This window comes from Xanthomonas sp. NCPPB 1068 (assembly GCF_041479385.2).
Taxonomy (GTDB): Bacteria; Pseudomonadota; Gammaproteobacteria; order Xanthomonadales; family Xanthomonadaceae; genus Xanthomonas; species Xanthomonas cannabis.
In genome coordinates this window covers 1,962,232-1,985,986 of sequence record NZ_CM192986.1, presented here as the reverse complement: position 1 = coordinate 1,985,986, position 23,755 = coordinate 1,962,232, and the positions used below count along the sequence as shown (strand labels likewise).

Here is a 23,755-nt window from a genome sequence, read left to right as displayed (position 1 = left end):
GCCCTGCTCCAGCTTGCACCGCCGCTGCAGCCCACCACCGGGTGAGCCGCAGCCACACCGGCGGTGACTGGTGCGCAGCTCGCCCATCAGCGCACGGGCGATGACCTGGCAAGGCGGCTTGCGCAGCAGCCGTAAACGAAGGACCTAGGTTTCCCAGTCTTCCCGGCGGTCCGGCAGCATCGCGCGCAGCGGCGCGCCATCGTCGCCTGCGGCAAGCCGCTCGGCTTCGACCATCGGCAGGTCGACGTCGAGCAACCAGCCGTCCTCGTCAGCCTGCTCGCCGCGGACCACTTCCAGCTGGTGCAGCTTGGAACGCAGGCGGCCGGCCGACGGCGGCAGCCGCAGTTGCCCGGTCACATGACGCAGATCCAGGCGTTGGCCGAGCGCGTGCTGCAGCTCTTCCAGACCGCGGCCGTCGCGCGCGGAGATCCACACGCGCTCGCGGCGCGCCGGGTCGGGAATCCCGTCCTGCGCGTCGTGGCGCACTTCGGCGCCGTCGATCCTGTCGATCTTGTTGAACACCAGCAGCTGCGGCAGATCGCCCGCACCCACGGCATGCAGCACTTCGTCGACCTGCAGGATGCGCTCTTCGCGCAGCGGGTCGGCCGCATCGACGATGTGCAGCAGCAGATCGGCCTCGCGCGCCTCCGACAGGGTCGAGCGGAACGCGGCCACCAGTTCATGCGGCAGATCGCGCACGAAGCCGACCGTATCGGCCAGGATCGCACTGCCGCCCGGCAACGCAATGCGGCGCACGGTGGGGTCCAGGGTCGCGAACAACTGGTCGGCCGCGTAGGCGTCGGCGCCGGTCAGGGCATTGAACAGCGTCGACTTGCCGGCATTGGTGTAGCCCACCAGTGCAATGCGCGGCAACTCGCTGCGCAGACGCGCGCGGCGCATCTGATTGCGCTGCACCTCGACCTTTTCCAGCCGCTTCTGCAACTGCTCCACGCGCTTTTGCAGCAGGCGGCGGTCGGTTTCCAGCTGGGTTTCGCCGGGGCCACGCAGGCCGATCGCGCCGCCGCGCTGGCGCTCGAGGTGGGTCCAGCCACGCACCAGCCGGGTGGCCATGTGGCGCAGCTGCGCCAGCTCCACCTGCAGCTTGCCTTCGTGGCTGCGCGCACGCTGCGCGAAGATATCCAGGATCAGCCCGGTGCGGTCGATCACCCGCCGCTCCAGGTAGCGCTCCAGGTTGCGCTCCTGGCCGGGCGACAAGGTGTGGTTGACCAGCACCAGATCCGCGCCGGTGGCCTCGGCCGCCGCCTTGACCTCTTCCAGCTTGCCACTGCCGATCAAGGTCGACGGGCTGGGTTTGTCGATGCGCGCGGTGAGCGTTGCAGCCACCGTGGCGCCCGCCGACTTTGCAAGGTCGGCGAACTCCTCCAGCACATCGTCCTCGGCAGGCCCACCGGAATGGGTCTGGATCAACAGCGCGTGTTCACCCTTGCGTGAGCGATCAAACACGCACTACTCCATTACTGCTCGACGTCGTCATCTTCCGCTTGATTACCTTCATTGGATTGCACGTACCCACCACCCGGCCCCACGCGCACATTGCGCGCCGGCACGACCGTGGAGATGGCGTGCTTGTAGACCATCTGACTCACCGTGTTGCGCAACAGGACCACGAATTGATCGAACGATTCGATCGTGCCCTGCAGCTTGATGCCGTTGACCAGATACACAGAGACCGGCACTCGCTCGCGCCGCAGCGCATTGAGGAATGGATCCTGTAAAGATTGCCCCTTAGCCATCGAAAACTCCTCGTCGTTCTTGTTCTTATTGTCCCGGTCGACACCCGCCATCCCCAGCCGGCCCCGGAAACGGGATGTTACACGCCTGAAGGCGACTGCACAGCGGGACGATGAGCGAGGAAGCCGACAAGTGCGTCATCCAATTGATGTCGATCACGCTCCGGGTCGAACCAGCGCGCGTCGAGCTCGCCACGTAGCCAGGTGAGCTGCCGCTTGGCGAGCTGTCGGGTCGCCTGCACCGCCTTGTCGCGGAACTCGGCCAGGCTGCCGGCCCCATCCAGATACTCCCAGGCCTGGCGATAGCCCACCGCGCGCACTGCGGGCAGATCCAGCGGTGCGGCCACCGCCTGCATCTGTGGTAACGCCCGCAACCGCCGCACCTCTGCCAGAAAATCCTGCGCCAGCATCGCGTCCAGGCGGTGTTCGATGCGTGCATGCAGCACCGCACGCTCGCATGGCGCCAGTACCACCTTCAACACCCGAACCGGCAGCCGCGGCCCCGGCGGTAGCGCCTGCCAATAACTGATGGGCCGCCCGCTGACGCGGTAGACCTCCAGCGCCCGCTGGATCCGCTGCGGATCGGTGGCGTGGATGCGTGCCGCCGCGACCGGGTCCACGTGTGCCAGCTGCGCGTGCAAGCCGGCCCAACCAAGCTGCTCGGCCTCGGCGGCGATGGACGCGCGCACCGTCGGGTCGGCCTCGGGCAATTGCGACAGGCCTTCCAGCAACGCACGGAAATACAGCCCGGTGCCACCGGCGAGAATCGGCAACTTGCCGCGCGCCACGATGTCGTCGATCGCCTTGCGCGCATCGGCGGCAAATTCGGCGGCCGAATAGACCTGCCAGGGATCACGCAGATCGATCAGGTGATGCGGCACCGCTGCCCGCATGCCGGCATCGGGCTTGGCCGCGCCGATGTCCAGCCCGCGGTACACCAGCGCCGAATCGACGCTGACAATTTCGCCATTCCAGCGCTGTGCAGCCTCCAGCGCCAGCGCAGTCTTGCCGCTGGCAGTGGGGCCCATCAGGGCGATCGCCAATGGGCGTTGGTCGGCAGGCATCAGTCCTCGTCCGGCCAACGGATCGTCGGCGCGGCCGGTGCACTGACGCGCGGGACGGGAATGGCCGCCATTGCGTTCCACACCTTCAACGCATCCACGGTCGCCGCCACATCGTGCACGCGCAGCAGCAGCGCACCGTGCTGTGCGGCGATCAGATGTGCCGCCACCGAGCCGTGGATGCGTTCGGCGGCGATCTCGCGCCCGGTCAGCTCGCCGACACTGCGCTTGCGCGACAGCCCCGCCAGCACCGGCAGGCCGAATTCCTGCAGTCGCTGTAGCTGCGCCAGCAAGGTGAGGTTATGCGTGGTGGTCTTGTCGAAGCCGAAACCCGGGTCCAGGATCAGCCGGCGCTTGTCGATGCCGGCCATCTCGGCAGCGAAGATCCGTTCGGCCAGAAACCGGTGCACCTCACCGACCACATCGTCATAGTGCGGCGTGTCCTGCATCGCATGTGGCGCGCTGCGCGCATGCATCAGCACCACGGGGACGCGCAGGTCCGAGGCCGCCTCCAACGCTCCGGGCGAACGCAACGCATGGACGTCGTTGATCATGCCGGCGCCGGCCGCGACCGCTGCGCGCATGACCTCCGGTTTGAAGGTGTCCACGCTGATCGGCACGCCGGTGCGCTGCGCCAGTGCCTCGATCACCGGAATCACCCGCTGCAGCTCCTCTTCCACCGACACCGCTGTAGCGCCCGGGCGAGTGGATTCGCCGCCGATATCCAGCACCGCAGCGCCCTGTTCCACCAGCAACAGCCCATGCGCGATTGCCGCTTCGCAGGTTGCATGCTGGCCGCCATCGGAGAACGAGTCGGGCGTGACATTGACGATCCCCATCACCTGCGGCGCATCCAGTCGCAGGCTGCGGCCGGCGCAATCCAGTTTTAGGGCGGTATCGAACATCGGGCGGTGTCTCCGTGGGGTGGCTGCGATCGCTCGCACATGGGCCTTGATGCAGCCCGATAACGCATCAAGGCCGGGAATCGCTTCCCGGCCTTGATGGATGCATCTGCAGATCGGCGTTTGACCGGCTTAGATCTGCTCGGCGGGTCCGGCGATCGGCGGCAACGGACGCGGGCTGCCCTTGTCGTTGTTGTTGCCACCGTCCTTGTCGGACTTGCCCCAACCGGCCGGCGGCGGCGGCTCGCGGCCTTCCATGATGGCGTCGATCTGCGGCACGTCGATGGTCTCGTACTGCAGCAGCAGCTGCGACATGGCATGCAGCTTGTCCAGATTCTCGGTGAGGATGGTCTTGGTCTTGCTGTAGGCCTTGTCCAGGATCGAACGCACCACTTCATCGATCTTGCGCGCGGTCTCGTCGGAGACGTTCTTGTGCTGGGTCACCGAACGACCCAGGAATACCTCGTCCTCTTCCTCGCCGTAGGCCACCGGGCCGAGCTCGTCGGACAGGCCCCACTTGGTGACCATGTTGCGCGCCATCTTGGTGGCCCGCTCGATGTCGTTGGACGCACCGGTGGTGACCTTATCGCCGCCGAAAATCAGCTCTTCGGCAACGCGACCGCCGTACAGCGAGCACAGCTGCGATTCGATGGCGACACGGTTCATCGAGTAACGGTCGCCTTCCGGCAGATACATCGTCACGCCGAGTGCGCGGCCGCGCGGAATGATTGTGACCTTGTAGACCGGGTCGTGCTCCGGCACCAGACGACCGACGATGGCGTGGCCCGCCTCGTGATACGCGGTGAGCGTCTTTTCGTCTTCGCTCATGGCCATCGAACGACGTTCGGCGCCCATCAGGATCTTGTCGCGGGCACGGTCGAAGTGGTCCATGCGGACCTCCTTCTCGCTGCCGCGCGCGGCAAACAGCGCCGCTTCGTTGCACAGGTTGGCCAGATCGGCGCCGGAGAAGCCCGGGGTGCCGCGCGCAATGACCATCGGTACCACGTCGTCGGCCAGCGGCAGCTTGCGCATGTGCACGCGCAGGATCTGCTCGCGACCCTTGACGTCCGGCAGACCGACCACGACCTGGCGGTCGAAGCGGCCCGGGCGCAGCAGCGCCGGGTCCAGCACGTCGGGGCGGTTGGTGGCCGCGATCACGATGACGCCTTCGCCGCCCTCGAAGCCATCCATCTCGACCAGCAACTGGTTCAAGGTCTGCTCGCGCTCGTCGTGGCCGCCACCCAGGCCAGCACCACGATGACGGCCCACTGCATCGATTTCGTCGATGAAGATGATGCACGGCGCATGCTTCTTGGCCTGCTCGAACATGTCGCGCACGCGGCTGGCGCCGACGCCGACGAACATTTCGACAAAATCGGAGCCGGAGATGCTGAAGAACGGCACCTTGGCCTCGCCGGCGATCGCCTTGGCGAGCAGCGTCTTGCCGGTACCCGGCGGGCCCACCATCAGCACGCCACGCGGAATCTTGCCGCCCAGCTTGGTGAACTTGGTTGGGTCGCGCAGGAAGTCCACCAGCTCGCCGACCTCTTCCTTGGCCTCGTCGCAACCGGCAACGTCGGCAAAGGTGATCTTGATCTGGTCCTCGCCCTGCAGCTTGGCGCGCGACTTGCCGAAGCTCATCGCGCCCTTGGCACCACCGCCGCCGCCCTGCATCTGGCGCATGATGAACAGCCAGAAGCCGATGATGAGAATGACCGGCAGGAAATTGAGCACCAGCGACCAGAAGCCCGGCCCGGTGGACGGCTTCTGACGGGTCATTTCGATGTTCTTGCTGTAGAGCACGTCGACCAGCTTGTCGTCGCGCGGACCGTACACGGTGGCTTCGCTGCCGTCGGTGCGCTTGAAGCGGATCGCATTGACGGCGAGATTGGTCTCGTCGGTGTAGTCCACCGACTTGACGCGCCCGGAGTCAACTTCTTTCAGAAACTGGGTGTAGGTGATCGAGTCGGCACCGACGCCACCCGCCATTCGCGGCGAGAAGCTCTGGAAGACAACCATCAGCACAACTGCGACGACCACCCACAGCAGCAGATTCTTGGTCAAGTCGTTCATCCTCATTGGCTCCGGTGCCCTCTACTCTTATGCTTGAAATACGGTGGTCATTGGCAGCTTACTTGATCTGGACACGCTTGCCCTGACCGAGCGCATAAACTTCCGGGGAGCGCTTGCGCGAGGCCGCCGGCTTGCGGATCGTCACCTTGTCATAGCGGCGGCGAAGCTCGCGAATGTAGTCGTCGGATCCCACACCCTGGAACAGCTTGATCAGGAACGCCCCGCCCGGTTTGAGGTGGGTGTCGGCAAAGTCCATCGCCAGTTCCGCCAGGTGCATCATCCGCGGTTGGTCGACCGCATCCATGCCACTCTTATTGGGGGCCATGTCGGACAGAACAAGGTCCACCGGCACATCGCCCAACATCGCTTCGAATTGCGATAGGACGGCCTGTTCCCTGAAGTCGCCGTGAAGGAAGTCCACCCCGGCCAGCGCCGGCATGTCCAGGATGTCCAGCGCCAGCACCCGGCCGCTGTCGCCCATGGACTTGCGCACCTGCTGCGACCAGCCGCCGGGCGCGGCGCCCAGATCGACCACGACCATGCCCGGCTTGAGCAGCCGGTCGCGCTGCAGCAGCTCTTCCAGCTTGTAGGCCGCGCGCGAGCGCATGCCTTCGGCCTGGGCCTTCTTCACATAAGGGTCGGCGAAGTGTTCCTTGAGCCAGCGCTGGCTGCTTTTACTGCGGGAAGGCATTGGCAAAGGGGTCCGAACGGGCCGCCATGATACCCTGAACACCCTTTGCTTCCCTTCGATCCTGCATGTCCATTGTTCTCACCTCCGCCCAGAACCGTTTCCTGCGCGGCCAGGCCCACGACCTCAAGGCACTGCTGCAGACCGGCGGCAAAGGGGTCACACCGGCATTTCTGGCCGAACTCGAGGAAGTGCTCGAGCGGCATGAACTGATCAAGGTGAAGGTCGCCTCCGAGGATCGTGAGACGCGCGATGCATTGATTGCGGAGCTGGTCGAGCAGACCGGCAGCGCCCTGGTGCAGCGGATCGGCCACGTCGCCATCCTGTACCGCCCCAGCAAGGAAAAGCGCCAGATCGTGCTGCCGCGCGGCTGAGCCAGACGAGTTCGTTATGCCCCTAAGCCAGGAACATCCCGATTACGCCTATGCGCTGCGCGCGGCCGATGGCCGCCATGCCAAGGTCAACGACCAGATCCTGCAGCAGAGCTTCATCCTGATGCCCGATGCGCTGGTGGAGCGCTGGCCGGTACCGGACCTGGCGCAGCTACAGGTCAGCCACATGGAGGCGGTGCTGGCAATGAACCCTGCCGTCATCCTGCTGGGCACCGGGGATCAGCAACGCTTCCCCGACGCGCAGGTGCTGGCCGCCTGCCTGACCCGCGGCATCGGGCTGGAAGCGATGACCAACGCCGCCGCCGCGCGCACCTATAACGTGCTGGCCAGCGAAGGCCGCCGGGTGGCGTTGGCGATGGTGTTGCCCGGCTAATCGGGAATCGGGAATCTGAAACAGCGAGCCAGGCTAGGCTTTTACTGTCAAACAAACGTTCGACCAATTCTCAGATGCGGTAGTTGCCGGCCGTCAAAACTACCCCCAACGAAGCCCCAGCCAAACGCTGTTGCGATTCCCTATTCCCTACTCCCAATTCACTTCTTCGGCAGATACAGCAGCGGATCCACCGGCTTGCCGTTGTAGCGGATCTCGAAGTGCAGCATGTCGCGGGCGGCGCCGCTGCGGCCCATTTCGGCGATCTGCTGGCCAGCCTTGACGCTCTGGCCCTCGTTGAGCAGGCGCTTGCGGTTGTGGCCGTAAGCCGACAGCCACTGGTCGTTGTGCTTGATGATGATCAACTCGCCGTAACCGACCAGGCCGGCGCCGGAATACACCACCACGCCATCGGCAGCAGCACGCACGGCCTGGCCGCTGGCACCGGCGATGTCCACGCCCTGCTTGGTGGTTTCTCCGGTGACGAAGGTGCCGACCACCACCCCGTCGGCCGGCCAGCGCCACGGAAACCCGCTGCTGACCGGTGCGGCGACCGGTGCCGCCGGCCGTGGCGGGACTACGGTGCCGGCAACCGGGGCGCTGTTGCTGCCGGGTTTGCTGGCACCTGGCGGATACAGCTTGAGGGTCTGCCCGGGATAAATCGTGTTGGGCGAGGACAGGCCGTTCCACGCGGCCAGATCCGGCGCGGTGATGTTGGTGCGGCGCGAGATGGCATACAGGGTGTCGCCACGCTGGACGGTCACCGTTGCACCGGGGCGCGGCACCGACGGACGCGGCGCCGCAGATGGACGTGCGGACGACGAACCACCGCCGGCTCCCGGCGATCGCACCACCGTGGTGCTGCTGCAGGCGGCCAGCCCGGCCGCCACCATGAGCAGGACTGCTGTCTTACGTACCGAATTCATCTGCAACTTGCTCATCCGTTGGTTGTCTTCCACACCAGCCACCCTGCTCCCACCGCCAGCACGGCCATCGCCACCCAGCCCAGCGGCTCGATCCAGCGATGCAGCGCGGCTTCGGCGCGCGCACCGCCCAGCCGGATCGCGCCGGCGACCAGATACACGCGCTTGCCGCGACCGACCAGCATGCTGGCGATGAACGGCAGGATCGGCACGCCGACCACGCCCGAAGCCCAGGTAAAGATCTTCAGCGGGATCGGCGTGAAGCCGACCAGCACCAGGGCCCAGAATGCCTTCCACGGCGACTCGGCCACCAGCGCGCGCAGGGTTTCGATCTGCGCCTGAATCTTTGCGCTCCAGCCCAGCCATTCAATCAGCGGCTGCAGCGCGGCGAAGGCGAAGTGGCCGAGCAGATAGCCCACCAGCGCGCCACTGAGCGAGCCGATCAGGCTCAGCGTGGCGAACCACAGCGCGCGCTTGGGCTCGGCCAGCGACATCGGCGCCAGCATCACCTCCGGCGGCACCGGAAAGATGAAGCCCTCCACGAAACTGAGGCCGGTCAGCAGCGCAGGAGCGCGGCGGTGGCGCGACCAACGGATGGCCACGTCGTACAACGGCCCGAAAATCTTCATCGAGGAACTCTCATGAGGTCAATCCAGCATGCCCGACAACAGCGGGACGAACGTGACCGGGGCCAGAACCTGTTGTGCAATGGCGCCGTCGGCATCACGGGTGAGTTGCACCAGCGACTGCGAGGACGCACCGCCCACCGGTGCGACCAGACGTCCGCCGACCGCCAGCTGATCGACCAAGGCATCGACCAATGCCGGCGCAGCGGCAGTGACCACGATGGCGTCGTACGGGCCATGCTCGGGCCAGCCGATGCGGCCATCGTCATGTTTGCTGCGCACGTTCATGCCCAGATGGCGGAAGCGCTTGCGCGCCTGCCGCAGCAGGTCGCCGATGCGCTCGACCGTGTAGACCTCCAGGCCCAGCGCCGCGAGGATCGCGCCCTGGTAGCCGGAGCCGGTGCCCACTTCGAGCACCTTGGTCGGCGCCACCTGCAGCACCGCCTCGGTCATGCGCGCCACCACCCAGGGCTGGGAGATGGTCTGGCCATGGCCGATCGGCAGCGCGGTGTCTTCATAGGCACGTGAGGCCAGCGCTTCATCGATGAACAGATGCCGCGGCACGGTGCGCATGGCGTTGAGCGTGGCCTCGTCCTGGATGCCGGCCTCGCGCAGGCGCTCGACCAGGCGGTCGCGCACGCGCTGCGAGGTCATGCCAATGCCTACCGATTCCGGTTGCAGGCGCAGCCTCGGCGTCATGCCGGTCCATCCAGCGCAGCGGTCAATCCGCCCACCCAGCCAGCCACGGTGTCCAGCGCCTGGTAGCGGGTGAGATCGACGTGGATCGGCGTGATCGAGATATGCCCGGTACGCACCGCATGGAAATCGGTGCCGGCGCCGGCATCCTGCTCTGGACCGGCCGGGCCGATCCAGTACACGGTGCGGCCGCGCGGATCGCGCTGCTCCACGCAGGGCTCGGACCGGTGACGGTTGCCCAACCGGGTGACCTCGAAACCAAGCACATCCGACCAGGGCAGATCCGGCACGTTGACGTTGAGGATGGTGTCGGCGGGCAACGGGTCGGCCTTCAGGCGAGCGACGATTTCCACCGCAGCGCGCGCGGCGGTCGCATAGTTGTGCGCCTGGTGGTTGTGGGTGACCAAGGACACCGCAACCGCAGGCAGGCCGAGGAACCGGCCTTCCATCGCGGCGGAGACGGTGCCCGAATAGATCACGTCGTCGCCCAGATTGGCCGAGTTGTTGATGCCCGACACCACGATGTCCGGGTCGTAATCCAGCATCCCGGTCAGCGCCAGATGCACGCAGTCGGTCGGGGTACCGGCCACCGCGCAGGTCTGCGCATCGATGCGGCGGGTGCGGATGGGTACATCCAGGGTCAGCGAATTGCTGGCGCCGGAGCGGTCGCGGTCGGGCGCGACCACCATCACTTCATGACCGGCATGGCGTAGCGCCTCGGCCAATACCTGGATGCCGGGGGCGTCGACACCGTCGTCGTTGCTAACCAGTACGCGCATGGGACTCCTCGGAAAACCGGGCCATGATACCGGATGCGTCCCTGGGCTTCGCGCTTGATCTTCGCGGACGTCTGAGGTTGGAACGGTTACGCTGTTGCCATGTCGCACCCTGAAGACGAAGACGACGCCGCGCTGTTTCGCGCGGCGATCGGCACGGTCAAGCCGATCCGCGAGGTCGCGCCACCGGCCAACGCCAAGCCGCGACCGAAACCGCGCGCGCGCATGGCCGAGCGCGACGAGGCCGACGCGCACTCGGAATTTGCCCGCCTGCTGCGCGACAGCGGGCCGCTGGAGGCGGGCGACACTGCCAGCTACCGCCGCGACACGCTTCCGGCCCGCCTGTTCCAGCGACTCAAGCGCGGCCAGTTTTCGGTGCAGGACGAACTGGATCTGCATGGCGCCACCGCAGCGCAGGCCGAGGCGTTGCTCCGCCAGTTCCTGCTCGAGGCGCATGCGCACGAACATGGCTGCGTGCGCATCATCCACGGCAAGGGCCTGCAGTCGGACAACGGCACGCCGGTGCTGAAGAACCTGATGGACCGCCTGCTGCGCCAGCGCAACGATGTGCTGGCGTTTCATTCGGCGCCACCCACCCAGGGTGGCACCGGGGCCTTGCTGGTGTTGCTGGCGCGGAAGTAGTCGCAACCTGGCGAGGCCGCGCACGAGCGGTCCTGCCGCGCGGAGCGCCGGAGGAATGCCTGTCGCGGCCGGGGCCGCTCCTACGAAAACGACGGTCAGGCGTCGGTATGTAGCTGCGGCGCGGCACGGCCGACGTCGCTGACCTCTCCCAATTCCGAAAGCACCGCGGTGGCGTAGCAGCCCGGCGGCAGTGCGAATTCCACCTGCAGGGTCTGCGCTTCCGGCCAGCGGTAATCCAGGCCTTGCGGACGCAACCGCAGTGCGCGGCGCTCCTGCTTCAATCCTGCCGCTTCAAGGCCCTGACGCAAGATTTCCGACTGCGGATCTGACAGCGCGCCCTGCTCCACCGCTGCAGCCTGCCCGGTCGAGCGCAGTTCACCCACGCCCCACAACGGGCCGCTGGGATGGATATCGAACCGCGCCAGCCGTTCGGCCAGCACCTCGCTCCACGGCTCCGGGCCAAACACGCTGCGCGAGCCGTCGAGCATCCACGCCTCGCCGTCCAGGCCGATATCCCAGTTGCCCTGCTCCACACGTGCGCCTAGCACGCGATTGAACAGCGACGAACGCGCGGCCGACAGCAGGATCGAGCGTTGATCGTTGCGCAGGCGTCGCTTCGGAGCCGGGGCCAACGTGCCGTCGGCATCCTGCGTGTAGCCGAACATCGCCAGCGCGGAGGCGACATTGCCGCCGTCGCGGCCGAAGCGCTGTTCGCCGAACCAGTTGGGAATGCCACGCGCCGCAATCGCCTGCAGACGTCGTTCGATGGCCTCGCGCTCACCTTGCACCTGTCGCAATGTCAGCACGAAGCGGTTCCCGAGCAGCGCGCCGCGCTGCAGCTTGCGGTGATGCCAGGTGCTTTCGACCACCTGCATCTGCGCATCGTCGAGCGTTGCCAGATCCGGCGCGATGCGTTTTGGCAGATGCACGCTGAAGCGCTGGGTGGTCACCGCATGGCGATCCTTCAAGCCGGCGTAGCTGACGCCCATCTCGGCGATGCCTGCCCAATGCGCCAGTTGCTTGGCGACGTAGGCGGTGTTCTGGCCGCGCTTGCGAATGGTGAGCAGCAAGTGCTCGCCTTCGCCGGATGGCTCGAACGACGGTAACTCGTCGACCTGGAAGTCTTCCGGGGTGCTGCGCATTGCCGCGCTCAGCACTGCAGGCCCGTGTGCGCGTGGAAGCTGGGAGGTTTCGCTCATGGTGGTGTTCGCCTTTGCGCCGACCCATCGCGCGCGGTGTGCCGAGCTCTCGGCGCGGAATGTGAGGACGCATGCCGATGCGCGGCATGCAGGAGCGCGTCTAGATGGCGATCTTGCCCAGCAGCACCGCCGCCTGCGCCGCGATGCCTTCGCTGCGACCGGTGAAGCCGAGCTTTTCGCTGGTGGTGGCCTTGACGCTGACCGCATCCAGCTCGATCGCCAGCAGGCCGGCGATGCGCTCGCGCATGGCCAACGCATGCGGGCCGACCTTGGGCCGTTCGCAGATCACCGTGATGTCCGCGTTGCCCACGCGCCAGCCGCGCTCGCGCAGCAACTGATCGCAATGCTGCAGGAACTGCGCGCTGTCAGCGTCCTTCCAACGTGCGTCGGAGGGCGGGAAATGCACGCCGATATCGCCCAGCGCCAACGCGCCCAGCATGGCATCGCACAGCGCATGCAGCACCACGTCGCCATCGCTGTGCGCCAGAACGCCTTGGGTGTGCGCCACGCGCACACCGCCGAGCATCACGTGATCGCCATCGCCGAACGCATGTACGTCGTAGCCCTGGCCGATTCGGAAATTGAAGGACATGGATCAAACCTCTTCGGGACCTGGAACCCGGGAGCCGAGGCCCGGAACGGCAGATGCCAAGACAGTAGACGCTGGACCGAGGCTGTCCGGGTCCCGGCTCCAGGGCTCCGGGCCCCGCCTCGCCAATTCGAATTCGAAGCGCGCCAGATCCGTCGGCGTGGTGACCTTGAAGTTGTCTTCGGCGCCTTCCACCAACAGGGGGCGCAGCCCCAGGCGCTCCATCGCCATTGCCTCGTCGGTCACCTCCACCCCGGCCGCCGACGCTTCGGTGAGGCCGCGGATGAGTTGGTGACGCCGAAACAGCTGCGGCGTGAGCGCACGCCACAGGCGTTCGCGCGGCTCGGTGCCGTCGATGCCACCATCGTCGCCGGCACGCTTGAGCGTGTCGCGTACCGGTGCGGCCAGGATCGCGCCGACCGGGTCGCCGCGGCCGATTTCCAGCAGCCGTTCCAGATCGGCCAGCGCCAGGTTTGGCCGTGCGGCGTCGTGCACCAGCACGAAGTCGTCTGCGCGCACGCTCTCGGGCAAGGCCAGCAATCCGGCCAGTACGGAGGCCGCACGCGTGGCGCCGCCGACGCAGGTCAGCACCGGTGTGGATTCCACCGCAGTCCAGCCGGGCCAGTCGGCATCGCCGGGGGCGATCGCCACCAGGATGCCGGCCACGGCCGGATGCGCGGCCAGCGCGGCCAGCGTATACGCCATCAACGGCTGACCGCCGGCAGGCAGATATTGTTTGGGCACCGGCCCGCCAAACCGCGTGCCGCGCCCCGCGGCCGGCACGATTGCCCAAATGGAGCCGGTCATGGGTGATCCACCGGATCGGAGGCGTCGGGCGCTTGCTGTGCGGGGACCGCTGCATCAGTGGATGCAGGTGACGGCAACGGCGCACCTTCGACCACGCGATAGAACGTCTCGCCCGGCTTGATCATGCCCAGCTCGCTGCGTGCGCGTTCCTCGATTGCCGCTTCGCCGTCCTTCAAATCCTTCACCTCTGCTGCCAACGCCTGGTTGCGTTGGCGCAGACCTTCGTTGTCCTGTGTCTGATGCGCGACCTGGGCTTCCAGCATCATGACTTCACCGGAATTCCCAGGCCCGAACCAGAAGCGGTACTGCAGCCAAGCCAGCAGCACCGCCAGCACCAGCAGTAGCCAGCGCCAGTTGCGCACGGCTTATCGCTTGATCGAGACGAACGCGTCGCGGCCGGCGTAACGCGCGCCGGACCCCAGTGCCTGCTCGATGCGCAGCAGCTGGTTGTACTTGGCGACGCGGTCGCTGCGGCACAGCGAGCCGGTCTTGATCTGCGTGGCGGTGGTGGCCACGGCGATGTCGGCGATGGTGGTGTCTTCGGTTTCGCCCGAGCGGTGCGACACGATCGAGGCGTAATTGGCCGCGTGCGCCATGGCGATGGCTTCCAGCGTTTCGGTCAGCGTGCCGATCTGGTTGACCTTGATCAGGATCGCATTGGCGGTACCCGAGTCGATGCCCTGCTTGAAGATCTTCGGGTTGGTGACGAACAGATCGTCGCCCACCAGCTGAACCTTCTTGCCGACGCGGTCGGTCAGCAGCTTCCAGCCGGCCCAGTCGTCTTCGGCCAGGCCGTCTTCGATGCTGATGATCGGGTACTGCGCGACCCAGTCGGCCAGGAAGTCGACGAACTGCTCGCTGGTCAGGCGCTTGTTCTCGCCGACCAGGTTGTACTTGCCGTTGTCGTAGAACTCGCTGGAGGCCACGTCCAGGCCCAGCAGCACGTCTTCGCCCGCGGTGTAACCGGCCTTGCCGATCGCCTCGAGGATGGTGTCCAGCGCTTCGACGTTGCTGCGGAAGTCCGGCGCAAAGCCGCCTTCATCGCCCACCGCCGTGCTCAGGCCGTGGCCCTTGAGCACCGACTTGAGCGAATGGAAGATTTCGGTACCGGCGCGCAGCGCTTCGGAGAACGAGCTGCAGCCCACCGGCAGCACCATGAACTCCTGGAAGTCGACGTTGTTGTCGGCATGCGCGCCACCGTTGATGATGTTCATCATCGGCACCGGCAGCTTGACGTCGGCCTCGGTGATGGTGGACAGGTACTGCCACAGCGGCTGCTTGCGCGAGGCGGCCACGGCATGCGCGGCGGCCAGCGACACACCCAGCAGTGCGTTGGCACCCAGGCGGCCCTTGTTCTCGGTGCCATCCAGATCGATCAGGCGACGGTCCAGACCCTGCTGGTCGGCCGCATCGAAGTTCTTCAGCGTCTCGGCGATGGTGCCGTTGACGTTGTCCACCGCGTGGCGCACGCCCTTGCCCAGGTAGCGGGTCTTGTCGCCATCGCGCAGCTCCACCGCTTCCTTGGTGCCGGTCGATGCGCCCGAGGGCACGGCGGCGCGGCCGAACGAGCCGTCGTCCAGCGTGACTTCGGCCTCCAGCGTGGGATTGCCGCGGGAATCGAGGATTTCGCGGGCGAGGATCTTGGCGATAGTGGTCATAGGTCGATCGGTTACCAGTAAGGGGGAAGTACACCGGAAACAAGCTGCCGGATTATCGCTGCACACCGGTCCATTGCCAAATCGCATTGGGCCCGATGAGTGCCCGACCGGCAAGACTGTGCAGCTAGGCCTTCAGTCCCAGCAGCGACAAACAAGACAGCAGTAGCAAGAGCAGCAGCAGCGCCAAGCCCATGGCTGCAGCGCCCGGCTGGCGGCGCAGCGAGAACGCGACCGGGCTGGCGACACACCCGCCGATCGCCACCAGCGCGCCCACCAGCAGCGTGACAAACATCGGAACGCGCGTGGCCTGCATCGCATGATTGCCGTCGCCCGGCATGCCGATGCTGGCGGTTACCAAGAAGGCCATGACGGCCAGACAGGCCCATGCAGCAAGCGACAAACCCAACGCCATCCAGCCCCAGGGCAAGTGCCGCCAGTGCCAGAGTTGGCGACGCGATGCCGCCAACGCCCACGGATCGGAACTCATGCGAAGCGCGCGAACCCGTGCTTCTTGGTGACGGCGTCCAGTTCCATCAGCGTTTCCAGCAGCTCTTCCATGCGGTCCAGCGGCCACGCATTGGGGCCATCGGACAGCGCCTTGGACGGATCCGGATGGGTTTCGGCAAACAGGCCGGAAATACCGACCGCCACCGCGGCGCGTGCCAGCACCGGCACGAACTCGCGCTGGCCGCCGGAGCTGCTGCCCTGCCCGCCCGGCAACTGCACCGAGTGGGTGGCATCGAACACCACCGGGCACCCGGTATCGCGCATCACGCTCAGCGAGCGCATGTCGCTGACCAGGTTGTTGTAGCCGAACGAGGCGCCACGCTCGCAGACCATGATCTGCTCGTTGCCGGTCGACTTGGCCTTGTCCACCACCGGCTTCATGTCCCACGGCGCCAGGAACTGGCCCTTCTTGATATTGACAGGCTTGCCGGCGGCGCAGACGTTCTTGATGAAGTCGGTCTGGCGCACCAGAAATGCCGGGGTCTGCAGCACGTCGACGACGGCGGCGACCTCGTTCATCGGGGTGTATTCGTGTACGTCGGTGAGCACCGGCACGCCGATCTGCTTTTTCACTGCGTCCAGCACCTTCAGGCCTTCCTCCAGGCCCGGGCCGCGGAAGCTGGTGCCGGAGGTGCGGTTGGCCTTGTCGAAGCTCGACTTGAAGATGAAGTTGACCCCGAGCTTGCCGGTGATTTCCTTGAGCTTGCCGGCCACGTCGAGCTGCAGCTGCATCGACTCGATCACGCAGGGACCGGCGATCAGGAACAACGGCTGATCCAGACCAACTTCGAAGTCACACAGTTTCATCAGGTCACCTATTGATTAAAGCCCCTCTCCATCGGGAAAGGGGTTGGGGTGAGGGTAAGGCTTGCGCGTGGTAATTGAGTGATTGGGTGCATGAAGCTTCGCCCGTACCCTCATCCGGCGCTTCGCGCCACCTTCTCCCGACGGGAGAAGGGAGTTGCCATGATCTGAGCCCCGCTCCCGACGGGAGAGGGGTTGGGGTGAGGGTGCGGTTGCGAAGCACTGCTGAAGCATGATGGTTTGCCTGACTGGCGCGCAGCGATGCGCTCGTCATGGCGGCCACCTTCCAGTGCATTGCGGCGCACCCTCATCCGCCCCTTCAGGGCACCTTCTCCCTAGGGGAGAAGGCACAGCTCACGCACGCGCTTCCTTCAACAACTTGCCGCCCGCCTTCTTCTCGCGCGCGGCGCGCACGAAGCCGATGAACAACGGGTGCCCGTCGCGTGGCGTGGACAGGAATTCCGGGTGCGCCTGGCAGGCCAGGAACCACGGGTGCGCATCGCGCGGCAGCTCCACCACTTCCACCAGGGTGTCGTCCATCGACTTGCCGGAAATCACCAGACCGGCGTCTTCCAGCTGGGTGCGGTAGCGGTTGTTGAACTCATAGCGGTGACGATGACGCTCGGCCACCACGTCCTTGCCATAGACCTCGCGTGCCAGCGTGCCCGGCTTGAGCCGCTGCTCCTGCAAGCCCAGGCGCATGGTGCCGCCCAGGTCGGATTTTTCGTCGCGCTTTTCGACTTCGCCGGTGGCGGTGCGCCATTCGGTGATCAGGCCGATCACCGGATGCGGCGACTGGCGATCGTTCTCGGTGCTGTTGGCCGCGTCCAGGTCGGCCACGTGGCGCGCATAGTCCACCACCGCCGCCTGCATGCCGTAGCAAATGCCGAAGTACGGCACCTTGTGCTCGCGCGCGAACTTGGAGGTCTGCACCTTGCCTTCGAAACCGCGGTCGCCGAAACCGCCCGGCACCAGAATGCCGTCGATATCCTGCAAGGCAGACATGTCGCTACCCTCCAGATCCTGCGCCTCCAGCCACTTCAGGTTGACCTTGGTGCGCTGACGCAGGCCGCCGTGACGCAACGCTTCGGCCACCGACTTGTAGGCGTCCTGGTGATCGACATACTTGCCGACCACGGCGATGTTGACCTCGTCCAGCGGATGCTTGACTGCATCCACCACGGCCGCCCACTCGGACAGATCGGCGGCAGCCACCTTGTCGCGCAGCTTGAACTGGTCGATGACCAATTCGTCCAGTCCCTGGCGCAGCAACTCCAGCGGCATGCCGTACAGCACGTCGATATCCGGGCAGCTGATCACCGCGCGCTCGGAGACATTGGTAAACAGCGCGATCTTGCGACGCTCCGAATCCGGCACCGCCTGCTCGGAGCGGCACAGCAGCACGTCCGGCTGGATGCCGATCGAGCGCAGTTCCTTGACCGAATGCTGGGTCGGCTTGGTCTTCAACTCACCGGCCGCCGCGATGTACGGCACCAGGGTGAGGTGCATGAACATGGCCTTTTCGGCGCCGCGCTCGGTGCGTACCTGACGGATCGCTTCCAGGAACGGCAGCGATTCGATATCGCCCACGGTGCCGCCGATCTCGATCAGCGCCACATCGAAGCCGGCCGTGGCCTCGTCGATGCAACGGCGGATTTCGTCGGTGATATGCGGGATCACCTGCACGGTGGCGCCCAGATAATCGCCGCGACGTTCCTTGCGGATCACGTTCTCGTAGATCCGCCCGGTGGTCACCGAGTTCTTGCGCGACAGCCGCGTGCGCACGTAGCGCTCGTAGTGACCAAGGTCCAGGTCGGTTTCGGCACCGTCGTCGGTGACGTAGACCTCGCCGTGCTGGAACGGGCTCATCGTGCCCGGGTCAACATTGATGTACGGGTCCAGCTTCATCATCGTGACCTTCAGGCCACGCGCTTCAAGAATGGACGCAAGCGAAGCTGCGGCGATGCCCTTGCCTAGCGAGGACACTACACCGCCTGTTACGAAAATCAGGGGAGTCATGGGGCTCAAGGCCTCCCGGAAAGCCATAGTTTAACGGGTGACGGGCGAATGCCCAAGGGTTGCGTGACGGCGAGGCCATCCCGCACGGAAAATTCGGCTACGCACCTGCAAATGCAGACGCCCCGGCCGAAGCCGGGGCGTCCATGTCACGCGGTGACCTGACAGAAGACTCAGCGCGAGGGCTTTTCTTCTTCCTCTTCCTCGCGCGGAGCGCTGTCGGCCTTGGGCTTCTGCGCAGCGGCGGCGGCGCGGCGCTCGGCCTTGCGCTCGGCGTCGGTCTTGGCCTTGGCGTCGTCGCTCTTCTGCGCGCTGGCGCCCTGCCCGGCCTGCTGCGGGGCCGCCTGCGCCATGGCGGGAAGTGCCGCCACGGCGGCCGCACCCAGGGTGAGCATCAGAACATGCTTGAACTTCATGGTGTCCTCCGGTTCGGTGACATCCTCAGGTGGGGACGTTTGGTTCCGAAACCAACACCAGGGTAGCCACCGGCACCCCGCCCCGCACTGAACGCCTGCCGCGTGCAAAAAGTTGCCTCAGCCCCCACACTTGCGCGTCGTTTCACGTGCCAACGAGATGCATGAACACCCGTTATAACGCCGCCGATATTGAAGTGCTGTCGGGCCTGGACCCGGTCAAACGCCGCCCGGGCATGTACACCGACACCGCGCGCCCGAACCACCTGGCGCAGGAAGTGATCGACAACTCGGTCGACGAGGCGTTGGCCGGTCACGCCAAGCAGGTCGAAGTCACGTTGTACAAGGACGGTAGCTGCGAGGTGTCCGACGACGGCCGCGGCATGCCGGTGGACATCCACCCGGAAGAGAAGATTCCGGGTGTCGAATTGATCCTGACCCGCCTGCACGCCGGCGGCAAGTTCAGCAACCGCAACTACACCTTCTCCGGCGGCCTGCACGGCGTGGGCGTGAGCGTGGTCAACGCGCTCTCGACCAAGGTCGAGCTGTTCATCAAGCGCGAAGGCAGCGAGCACCGCATGGAGTTCCGCGACGGCAACGCCGCTTCCAAGCTGGAAGTGGTCGGCACCGTCGGCAAGAAGAACACCGGTACGCGGCTGCGCTTCTGGGCCGACCCGAAGTACTTCGACACGCCCAAATTCAATGTGCGTGCACTGCGCCACCTGCTGCGCGCCAAGGCGGTGCTGTGCCCCGGGCTAACCGTCAAGCTGCATGACGAAGCCACCGGCGAGCAGGACAGCTGGTACTTCGAAAACGGCCTGCGCGACTATCTGAAAGGCGAGATGGCCGAGCACGAACTGCTGCCGGCCGAGCTGTTCGTGGGCAGCCTGAAGAAGGACACCGAGATCGTGGACTGGGCCGCGGCCTGGGTGCCGGAAGGCGAGCTGGTGCAGGAAAGCTACGTCAACCTGATCCCCACCGCGCAGCATGGCACCCACGTCAACGGTCTGCGCTCTGGCCTGACCGATGCGCTGCGCGAGTTCTGCGATTTCCGTAATCTGCTGCCGCGCGGCGTCAAGCTGGCGCCGGAAGACGTGTGGGACCGCGTCACCTTCGTGCTCAGCCTGAAGATGACCGACCCGCAGTTCTCCGGGCAGACCAAGGAACGCCTGTCGTCGCGCCAGGCCGCCGGCTTCATCGAAGGCGCCGCGCATGACGCTTTCAGCCTGTATCTCAACCAGAACGTGGAGATCGGCGAGAAGATCGCACAGATCGCCATCGACCGTGCCAGCGCGCGGCTGAAGACCGAAAAGCAGATCGTCCGCAAGAAGGTGACCCAGGGCCCGGCCCTGCCCGGCAAGCTGGCCGATTGCATCAGCCAGGACCTGTCGCGTACCGAGCTGTTCCTGGTCGAAGGCGATTCGGCCGGCGGCTCGGCCAAACAGGCGCGCGATAAGGATTTCCAGGCGATCCTGCCGCTGCGCGGCAAGATCCTCAACACCTGGGAAGTGGCGTCCGGCAGCGTGCTGGCCTCCGAGGAAGTGCACAACCTGGCGATCGCGATCGGCTGCGACCCGGGGAAGGACGACATCACCGGGCTGCGCTACGGCAAGGTGGTGATCCTGGCCGACGCCGACTCCGATGGCCTGCACATCGCCACGTTGCTGACGGCGCTGTTCCTGCAGCACTTCCCTGCGCTGGTAGCCGCCGGCCACGTGTTCGTGGCGATGCCGCCGCTGTTCCGCGTGGACGTGGGCAAGCAGGTGTTCTATGCGCTGGACGAAGAAGAAAAGACCACGCTGCTGGACAAGATTGCGCGCGAGAAGATGAAGGGCCAGATCAGCGTCACCCGCTTCAAGGGCCTGGGCGAGATGAACCCGCAGCAGCTGCGCGAGTCCACCATCCATCCGGATACCCGCCGGCTGGTGCAGCTCACCATCGACGATGGCGAACAGACCCGTTCGTTGATGGACATGTTGCTGGCGAAGAAGCGGGCCGGCGACCGCAAGCAGTGGCTTGAGAGCAAGGGTGATCTGGCTTCGTTGGAAGTTTGAAACCTCTGGAACCTTTAAGCCCCTCTCCCGTCGGGAGAGGGGTTGGGGTGAGGGTACGGGCGACGCCATTGGGTAAGTAATCGCACGAGGCGTCGCCCGTACCCTCATCCGCCCCTGCGAGGCACCTTCTCCCCCATAAAGGAGGACAATGTCCCGGGGGGGAGAAGGGAGGGTTATCGGTCTTCGTTTTTAGGTCGATGTTTGTTTCAGCGGACCGCGCAGACCTCACCCTTCAGGTCAGACGGCTTCCTGCCGCAGCACATCCGGCTCTACGCCAAGCTTGCTGCATCGGTCAACGCGCCACCCATGCCTTCCTGCACATCCACCGGGCTCTGCAGCGGCCTAGCATCAGCGCTCCCTGTTCCGGCGTCGATGCTCATGCCCTTGTTCTTCCGTGCCAGCCTGCTGGCCTGCTTCCTGCTCAGCGGAGCGGCACTGGCGGCTGCACCAGATAAAGACGATCGTAAAAGCGACCCCAGCGAGGCGAAAGCCGATGCGTCGGCGTCCAGACCTGCGCCGCTGCCGGCCGACATCAGCGTGCGCCAGAGCACGCGGGTGGCCGGCCGCAGCCTGAGCTATACCGCCACGGTCGGCACGCTGCCGGTGCGCGATGCGCAGGGCAAGACCACCGGCGAAGTGGTGTTCACCGCCTACACCGTCGATGGCAAGGACCGTCCGGTGACCTTCGCATTGAATGGCGGGCCCGGCGCCTCATCGGTGTATCTCAACATGGGCGCGATCGGGCCCAAGATCGTCGGTTTCGGCGCTGAAGGCGACAGCGCGTCGGCACCGGCAACGCTGCGCGACAACCCGGGCACCTGGCTGGACTTCACCGACCTGGTGTTCATCGACCCGGTGGGCACCGGCTTCAGCCGCGCCTTGATCGGCGACGACGATGCCAAGAAACAGTTCTACAACCCGCAGGCGGATGTGGAATATCTCTCGCGCGTGATCTACGACTGGCTGCTCAAGAACCGCCGCCTGCAGGCGCGCAAGTATCTGGTGGGCGAAAGCTACGGCGGCTTCCGCGGCCCGCGCATCACCCATTTCCTGCAGACGCGGCTGGGTGTGGCGATGAACGGCGTGGTGCTGGTGTCGCCGTATCTCAATCCCACCCTGGACGACAACGGCGATGTCTCCCCGCTGGCGTGGATGCTGACACTGCCCTCCATCGCTGCTGCGCATCTGGAGCGCCAGGGCCAGCTCAGCGACAGCGCCATGCGCCAGGTGATCGACTACACGCGCGGCGACTACGCAGTGGCGTTGATGAAAGGACGCACCGACCCGCAGGCGACCGAAGCGATGCTGCAGCAGGTGACCCGCATGACCGGGCTGGACCCGGCGTACGTGCGGCGTTCCGGTGGACGCCTGGAAACCCAGGCGTATCTGCGCGAGGTGTTTCGCGACAAGGGCGAGCTGGGCAGCCGTTACGACTCCAACGTGACCGCCTTCGACCCGTTCCCCAACGATGCCGAACAACGCGCCAACGACCCGCTGCTGGACAGCATCATCGCGCCGACCACCACCGCGATGGTGGACTTCGTCACCCGCGTGGTCGGCTGGAAGGTCGATGCGCGTTATCAGGCAATCAATATGGAGGTCAACGCGCTCTGGGACTGGGGTGACGAGTTGCGCAAGGGTGCGGTGACGCAGCTGCGCCAGTCGGTGGCGATCGACCCCAAGTTGCGCGTGTTGATCGCGCACGGTTGGAACGACCTCTCCTGCCCGTTCATGGGTTCGATCCTGACCGTGGACCAGATGCCGGCAATGGGCAGCGACCCGAAACGCGTGCAGGTGCGCGAATACCCGGGCGGCCACATGTTCTACAACCGCGCCGACAGCCAGGCCGCGTTCCGCAACGACGTCAAGGCGATGTACCAGGCGCGCTGAGTGCAGCCATCGCCGGGCGTGCGAGGTCCGGCGGTGAAGCAGCCGCGCCGCACGGCGCTCAGACCGCGCCGGGCTCGGTGGCTTTGACGTTCCAGCCCAGCCACTGGTAGACGCTGTAGCGCGCGATGCCCAGGTATTCGTGCAGGGCCACATCGGCCAGGGTGAAGTTGTAGCTCTGCGGCAGCACCGACCAGGAGGCGGTCAGCCAGTCCGCACGCACCGGCACGGCGTCGATGCCGAAGTGGCGGAAGTACAGCTCGGCGCGGCGCAGATGCGTGGCCGAGGACACCAGCACGATGCGGTCGGGCCGGTGCGCGCGCAGCAGCGGCTGGCTGAACTGCGCGTTCTGCCAGGTGTTCATGCTGGAGGGCTCCATGATCAGATCCGCCCGCTCGATCCCCAGCCCGATCAACACGCGCTGGTAGACCACCGCCTCGGACAGGCCCAGGCCGCGCGCGTCGCCACCGCTGATCTCGATCTTGCAATCGCCGCCGCTGCGGCGGCACTGCTGGTACAGCCGCGCCGATTCGACAATGCGGCCGTAGGCGAACATGTTGGCCTCGGCCACCGCGTCACGCCCCTCCGGGCGCACCGTGCCGGCGCCGAGCAGCACGATGACGTTGCGCGCGCCCCACGCGTTGAAGTCGTTGACCCCGGTGCGCTGCAGGTGTTGCAGCATCCATGACGGCAACGGGCCGCAGCCCACGGCAAACACCAGCGCCAGGCTGATGCCGCCCAGCAGACGCGAAAATCGCCGCAGGCCGCGGCGATCGATCAACCAGGCAAACCCGAACAACACGCACACCAGGGCAAGCATCATCGAGGCAGGGTCTCACTCAGAACGCGCAGGCACACCGCCGGTGGCAGATGGCTTGCGCAAGGGCCGCATCGTGGTCGCGGTGCGTGACCGCACCGCGA

At 66.0% G+C, this 23,755-nt stretch carries 25 protein-coding genes; 5 read left to right on the top strand and 20 right to left on the bottom strand.

Annotation, left to right across the window (positions count from 1 at the left end):
- Positions 1 to 144: 144 nt before the first annotated feature.
- The 6 genes from hflX to rlmE form a co-directional block, all read right to left on the bottom strand.
- The gene (hflX, locus tag ACCQ12_RS08605; RefSeq protein ID WP_104580130.1) at positions 145 to 1,464 is read right to left on the bottom strand and encodes a ribosome rescue GTPase HflX; all 1,320 of its coding nucleotides are present in this window, start codon (positions 1,462 to 1,464) and stop codon (positions 145 to 147) included.
- Positions 1,465 to 1,475: 11 nt separating this feature from the next.
- A complete protein-coding gene (gene hfq / locus ACCQ12_RS08600; RefSeq protein WP_005915027.1) occupies positions 1,476 to 1,754 on the bottom strand; it encodes an RNA chaperone Hfq in 279 nt (92 codons plus the stop codon).
- 77 nt (positions 1,755 to 1,831) lie between these two features.
- Positions 1,832 to 2,815, bottom strand: a complete 984-nt coding sequence (gene miaA, locus ACCQ12_RS08595) for a tRNA (adenosine(37)-N6)-dimethylallyltransferase MiaA (protein WP_372383385.1) — start codon at positions 2,813 to 2,815, stop codon at positions 1,832 to 1,834.
- Positions 2,815 to 3,717, bottom strand: a complete 903-nt coding sequence (folP, locus tag ACCQ12_RS08590) for a dihydropteroate synthase (protein ID WP_372383384.1) — start codon at positions 3,715 to 3,717, stop codon at positions 2,815 to 2,817. The genes miaA and folP overlap by 1 nt, the downstream gene beginning before the upstream one ends.
- Before the next feature lie 129 nt (positions 3,718 to 3,846).
- Complete coding sequence (ftsH, locus tag ACCQ12_RS08585; RefSeq protein ID WP_047694095.1) at positions 3,847 to 5,787, bottom strand: ATP-dependent zinc metalloprotease FtsH; 1,941 nt, start codon at positions 5,785 to 5,787, stop codon at positions 3,847 to 3,849.
- Between the two features lie 58 nt (positions 5,788 to 5,845).
- Positions 5,846 to 6,478: a 23S rRNA (uridine(2552)-2'-O)-methyltransferase RlmE gene (gene rlmE, locus ACCQ12_RS08580; protein ID WP_047694093.1), complete on the bottom strand. Its 633-nt coding sequence runs from the start codon at positions 6,476 to 6,478 to the stop codon at positions 5,846 to 5,848.
- A gap of 65 nt (positions 6,479 to 6,543) precedes the next feature.
- Here rlmE and yhbY point away from each other — a divergent pair, with 65 nt between their 5' ends.
- Together yhbY and ACCQ12_RS08570 are read left to right on the top strand one after the other, a co-directional pair.
- A complete protein-coding gene (gene yhbY / locus ACCQ12_RS08575; protein WP_047694092.1) occupies positions 6,544 to 6,849 on the top strand; it encodes a ribosome assembly RNA-binding protein YhbY in 306 nt (101 codons plus the stop codon).
- Positions 6,850 to 6,865: 16 nt separating this feature from the next.
- Positions 6,866 to 7,240, top strand: a complete 375-nt coding sequence (locus ACCQ12_RS08570) for an Mth938-like domain-containing protein (RefSeq protein WP_039404196.1) — start codon at positions 6,866 to 6,868, stop codon at positions 7,238 to 7,240.
- A 158-nt stretch (positions 7,241 to 7,398) separates the two neighbouring features.
- On the opposite strand, the gene ACCQ12_RS08565 is transcribed toward ACCQ12_RS08570, so the two are convergent.
- The 4 genes from ACCQ12_RS08565 to surE are packed head-to-tail and all read right to left on the bottom strand — an operon-like array spanning position 7,399 to position 10,261.
- Positions 7,399 to 8,178 carry a peptidoglycan DD-metalloendopeptidase family protein gene (locus ACCQ12_RS08565; protein ID WP_184385234.1) on the bottom strand — a complete coding sequence of 260 codons (780 nt, stop codon included), beginning with the start codon at positions 8,176 to 8,178 and terminating at the stop codon, positions 7,399 to 7,401.
- Positions 8,175 to 8,789 (bottom strand): YqaA family protein, encoded by a 615-nt coding sequence (locus ACCQ12_RS08560; RefSeq protein WP_047694088.1) that lies wholly within the window; start codon positions 8,787 to 8,789, stop codon positions 8,175 to 8,177. The genes ACCQ12_RS08565 and ACCQ12_RS08560 overlap by 4 nt, the downstream gene beginning before the upstream one ends.
- A gap of 18 nt (positions 8,790 to 8,807) precedes the next feature.
- Positions 8,808 to 9,485 carry a protein-L-isoaspartate(D-aspartate) O-methyltransferase gene (locus ACCQ12_RS08555; RefSeq protein WP_047694086.1) on the bottom strand — a complete coding sequence of 226 codons (678 nt, stop codon included), beginning with the start codon at positions 9,483 to 9,485 and terminating at the stop codon, positions 8,808 to 8,810.
- Entirely contained in the window at positions 9,482 to 10,261 is a 780-nt protein-coding gene (gene surE / locus ACCQ12_RS08550; RefSeq protein WP_104580124.1) for a 5'/3'-nucleotidase SurE, read from the bottom strand. The genes ACCQ12_RS08555 and surE overlap by 4 nt, the downstream gene beginning before the upstream one ends.
- Before the next feature lie 99 nt (positions 10,262 to 10,360).
- Here surE and ACCQ12_RS08545 point away from each other — a divergent pair, with 99 nt between their 5' ends.
- Complete coding sequence (locus tag ACCQ12_RS08545) at positions 10,361 to 10,900, top strand: Smr/MutS family protein (RefSeq protein WP_039412067.1); 540 nt, start codon at positions 10,361 to 10,363, stop codon at positions 10,898 to 10,900.
- 95 nt (positions 10,901 to 10,995) lie between these two features.
- Here the strand turns inward: ACCQ12_RS08545 and truD are convergent, their stop codons facing one another.
- From truD to ACCQ12_RS08500, 9 genes are all read right to left on the bottom strand, one after another.
- Complete coding sequence (gene truD, locus ACCQ12_RS08540; protein WP_372383383.1) at positions 10,996 to 12,099, bottom strand: tRNA pseudouridine(13) synthase TruD; 1,104 nt, start codon at positions 12,097 to 12,099, stop codon at positions 10,996 to 10,998.
- A 100-nt stretch (positions 12,100 to 12,199) separates the two neighbouring features.
- Positions 12,200 to 12,691 carry a 2-C-methyl-D-erythritol 2,4-cyclodiphosphate synthase gene (ispF, locus tag ACCQ12_RS08535; RefSeq protein ID WP_184442342.1) on the bottom strand — a complete coding sequence of 164 codons (492 nt, stop codon included), beginning with the start codon at positions 12,689 to 12,691 and terminating at the stop codon, positions 12,200 to 12,202.
- A gap of 3 nt (positions 12,692 to 12,694) precedes the next feature.
- Entirely contained in the window at positions 12,695 to 13,495 is an 801-nt protein-coding gene (gene ispD, locus ACCQ12_RS08530) for a 2-C-methyl-D-erythritol 4-phosphate cytidylyltransferase (protein ID WP_372383382.1), read from the bottom strand.
- Positions 13,492 to 13,857 (bottom strand): cell division protein FtsB, encoded by a 366-nt coding sequence (ftsB, locus tag ACCQ12_RS08525; protein ID WP_372383381.1) that lies wholly within the window; start codon positions 13,855 to 13,857, stop codon positions 13,492 to 13,494. Before ftsB ends, ispD begins: the two co-directional genes overlap by 4 nt.
- A gap of 3 nt (positions 13,858 to 13,860) precedes the next feature.
- A complete protein-coding gene (gene eno / locus ACCQ12_RS08520; RefSeq protein ID WP_184557202.1) occupies positions 13,861 to 15,153 on the bottom strand; it encodes a phosphopyruvate hydratase in 1,293 nt (430 codons plus the stop codon).
- Positions 15,154 to 15,277: 124 nt separating this feature from the next.
- The gene (locus ACCQ12_RS08515) at positions 15,278 to 15,565 is read right to left on the bottom strand and encodes a hypothetical protein (RefSeq protein WP_372383380.1); all 288 of its coding nucleotides are present in this window, start codon (positions 15,563 to 15,565) and stop codon (positions 15,278 to 15,280) included.
- 71 nt (positions 15,566 to 15,636) lie between these two features.
- Positions 15,637 to 16,467 carry a 3-deoxy-8-phosphooctulonate synthase gene (gene kdsA, locus ACCQ12_RS08510; protein ID WP_008571228.1) on the bottom strand — a complete coding sequence of 277 codons (831 nt, stop codon included), beginning with the start codon at positions 16,465 to 16,467 and terminating at the stop codon, positions 15,637 to 15,639.
- Positions 16,468 to 16,818: 351 nt separating this feature from the next.
- Positions 16,819 to 18,483, bottom strand: coding sequence for a CTP synthase (gene pyrG / locus ACCQ12_RS08505; RefSeq protein WP_047694069.1), 1,665 nt, complete (start codon positions 18,481 to 18,483; stop codon positions 16,819 to 16,821).
- Between the two features lie 170 nt (positions 18,484 to 18,653).
- A complete protein-coding gene (locus ACCQ12_RS08500) occupies positions 18,654 to 18,896 on the bottom strand; it encodes a hypothetical protein (RefSeq protein ID WP_372383379.1) in 243 nt (80 codons plus the stop codon).
- A gap of 161 nt (positions 18,897 to 19,057) precedes the next feature.
- Here ACCQ12_RS08500 and parE point away from each other — a divergent pair, with 161 nt between their 5' ends.
- Both parE and ACCQ12_RS08490 read left to right on the top strand, forming a co-directional pair.
- The gene (gene parE, locus ACCQ12_RS08495) at positions 19,058 to 20,947 is read left to right on the top strand and encodes a DNA topoisomerase IV subunit B (protein ID WP_047694065.1); all 1,890 of its coding nucleotides are present in this window, start codon (positions 19,058 to 19,060) and stop codon (positions 20,945 to 20,947) included.
- A gap of 378 nt (positions 20,948 to 21,325) precedes the next feature.
- Positions 21,326 to 22,837: a S10 family peptidase gene (locus ACCQ12_RS08490; protein WP_184374158.1), complete on the top strand. Its 1,512-nt coding sequence runs from the start codon at positions 21,326 to 21,328 to the stop codon at positions 22,835 to 22,837.
- A 58-nt stretch (positions 22,838 to 22,895) separates the two neighbouring features.
- On the opposite strand, the gene ACCQ12_RS08485 is transcribed toward ACCQ12_RS08490, so the two are convergent.
- On the bottom strand, positions 22,896 to 23,657 hold the full coding sequence (locus ACCQ12_RS08485) for a YdcF family protein (RefSeq protein ID WP_372383378.1): 762 nt from the start codon (positions 23,655 to 23,657) through the stop codon (positions 22,896 to 22,898).
- Positions 23,658 to 23,755: the final 98 nt, after the last annotated feature.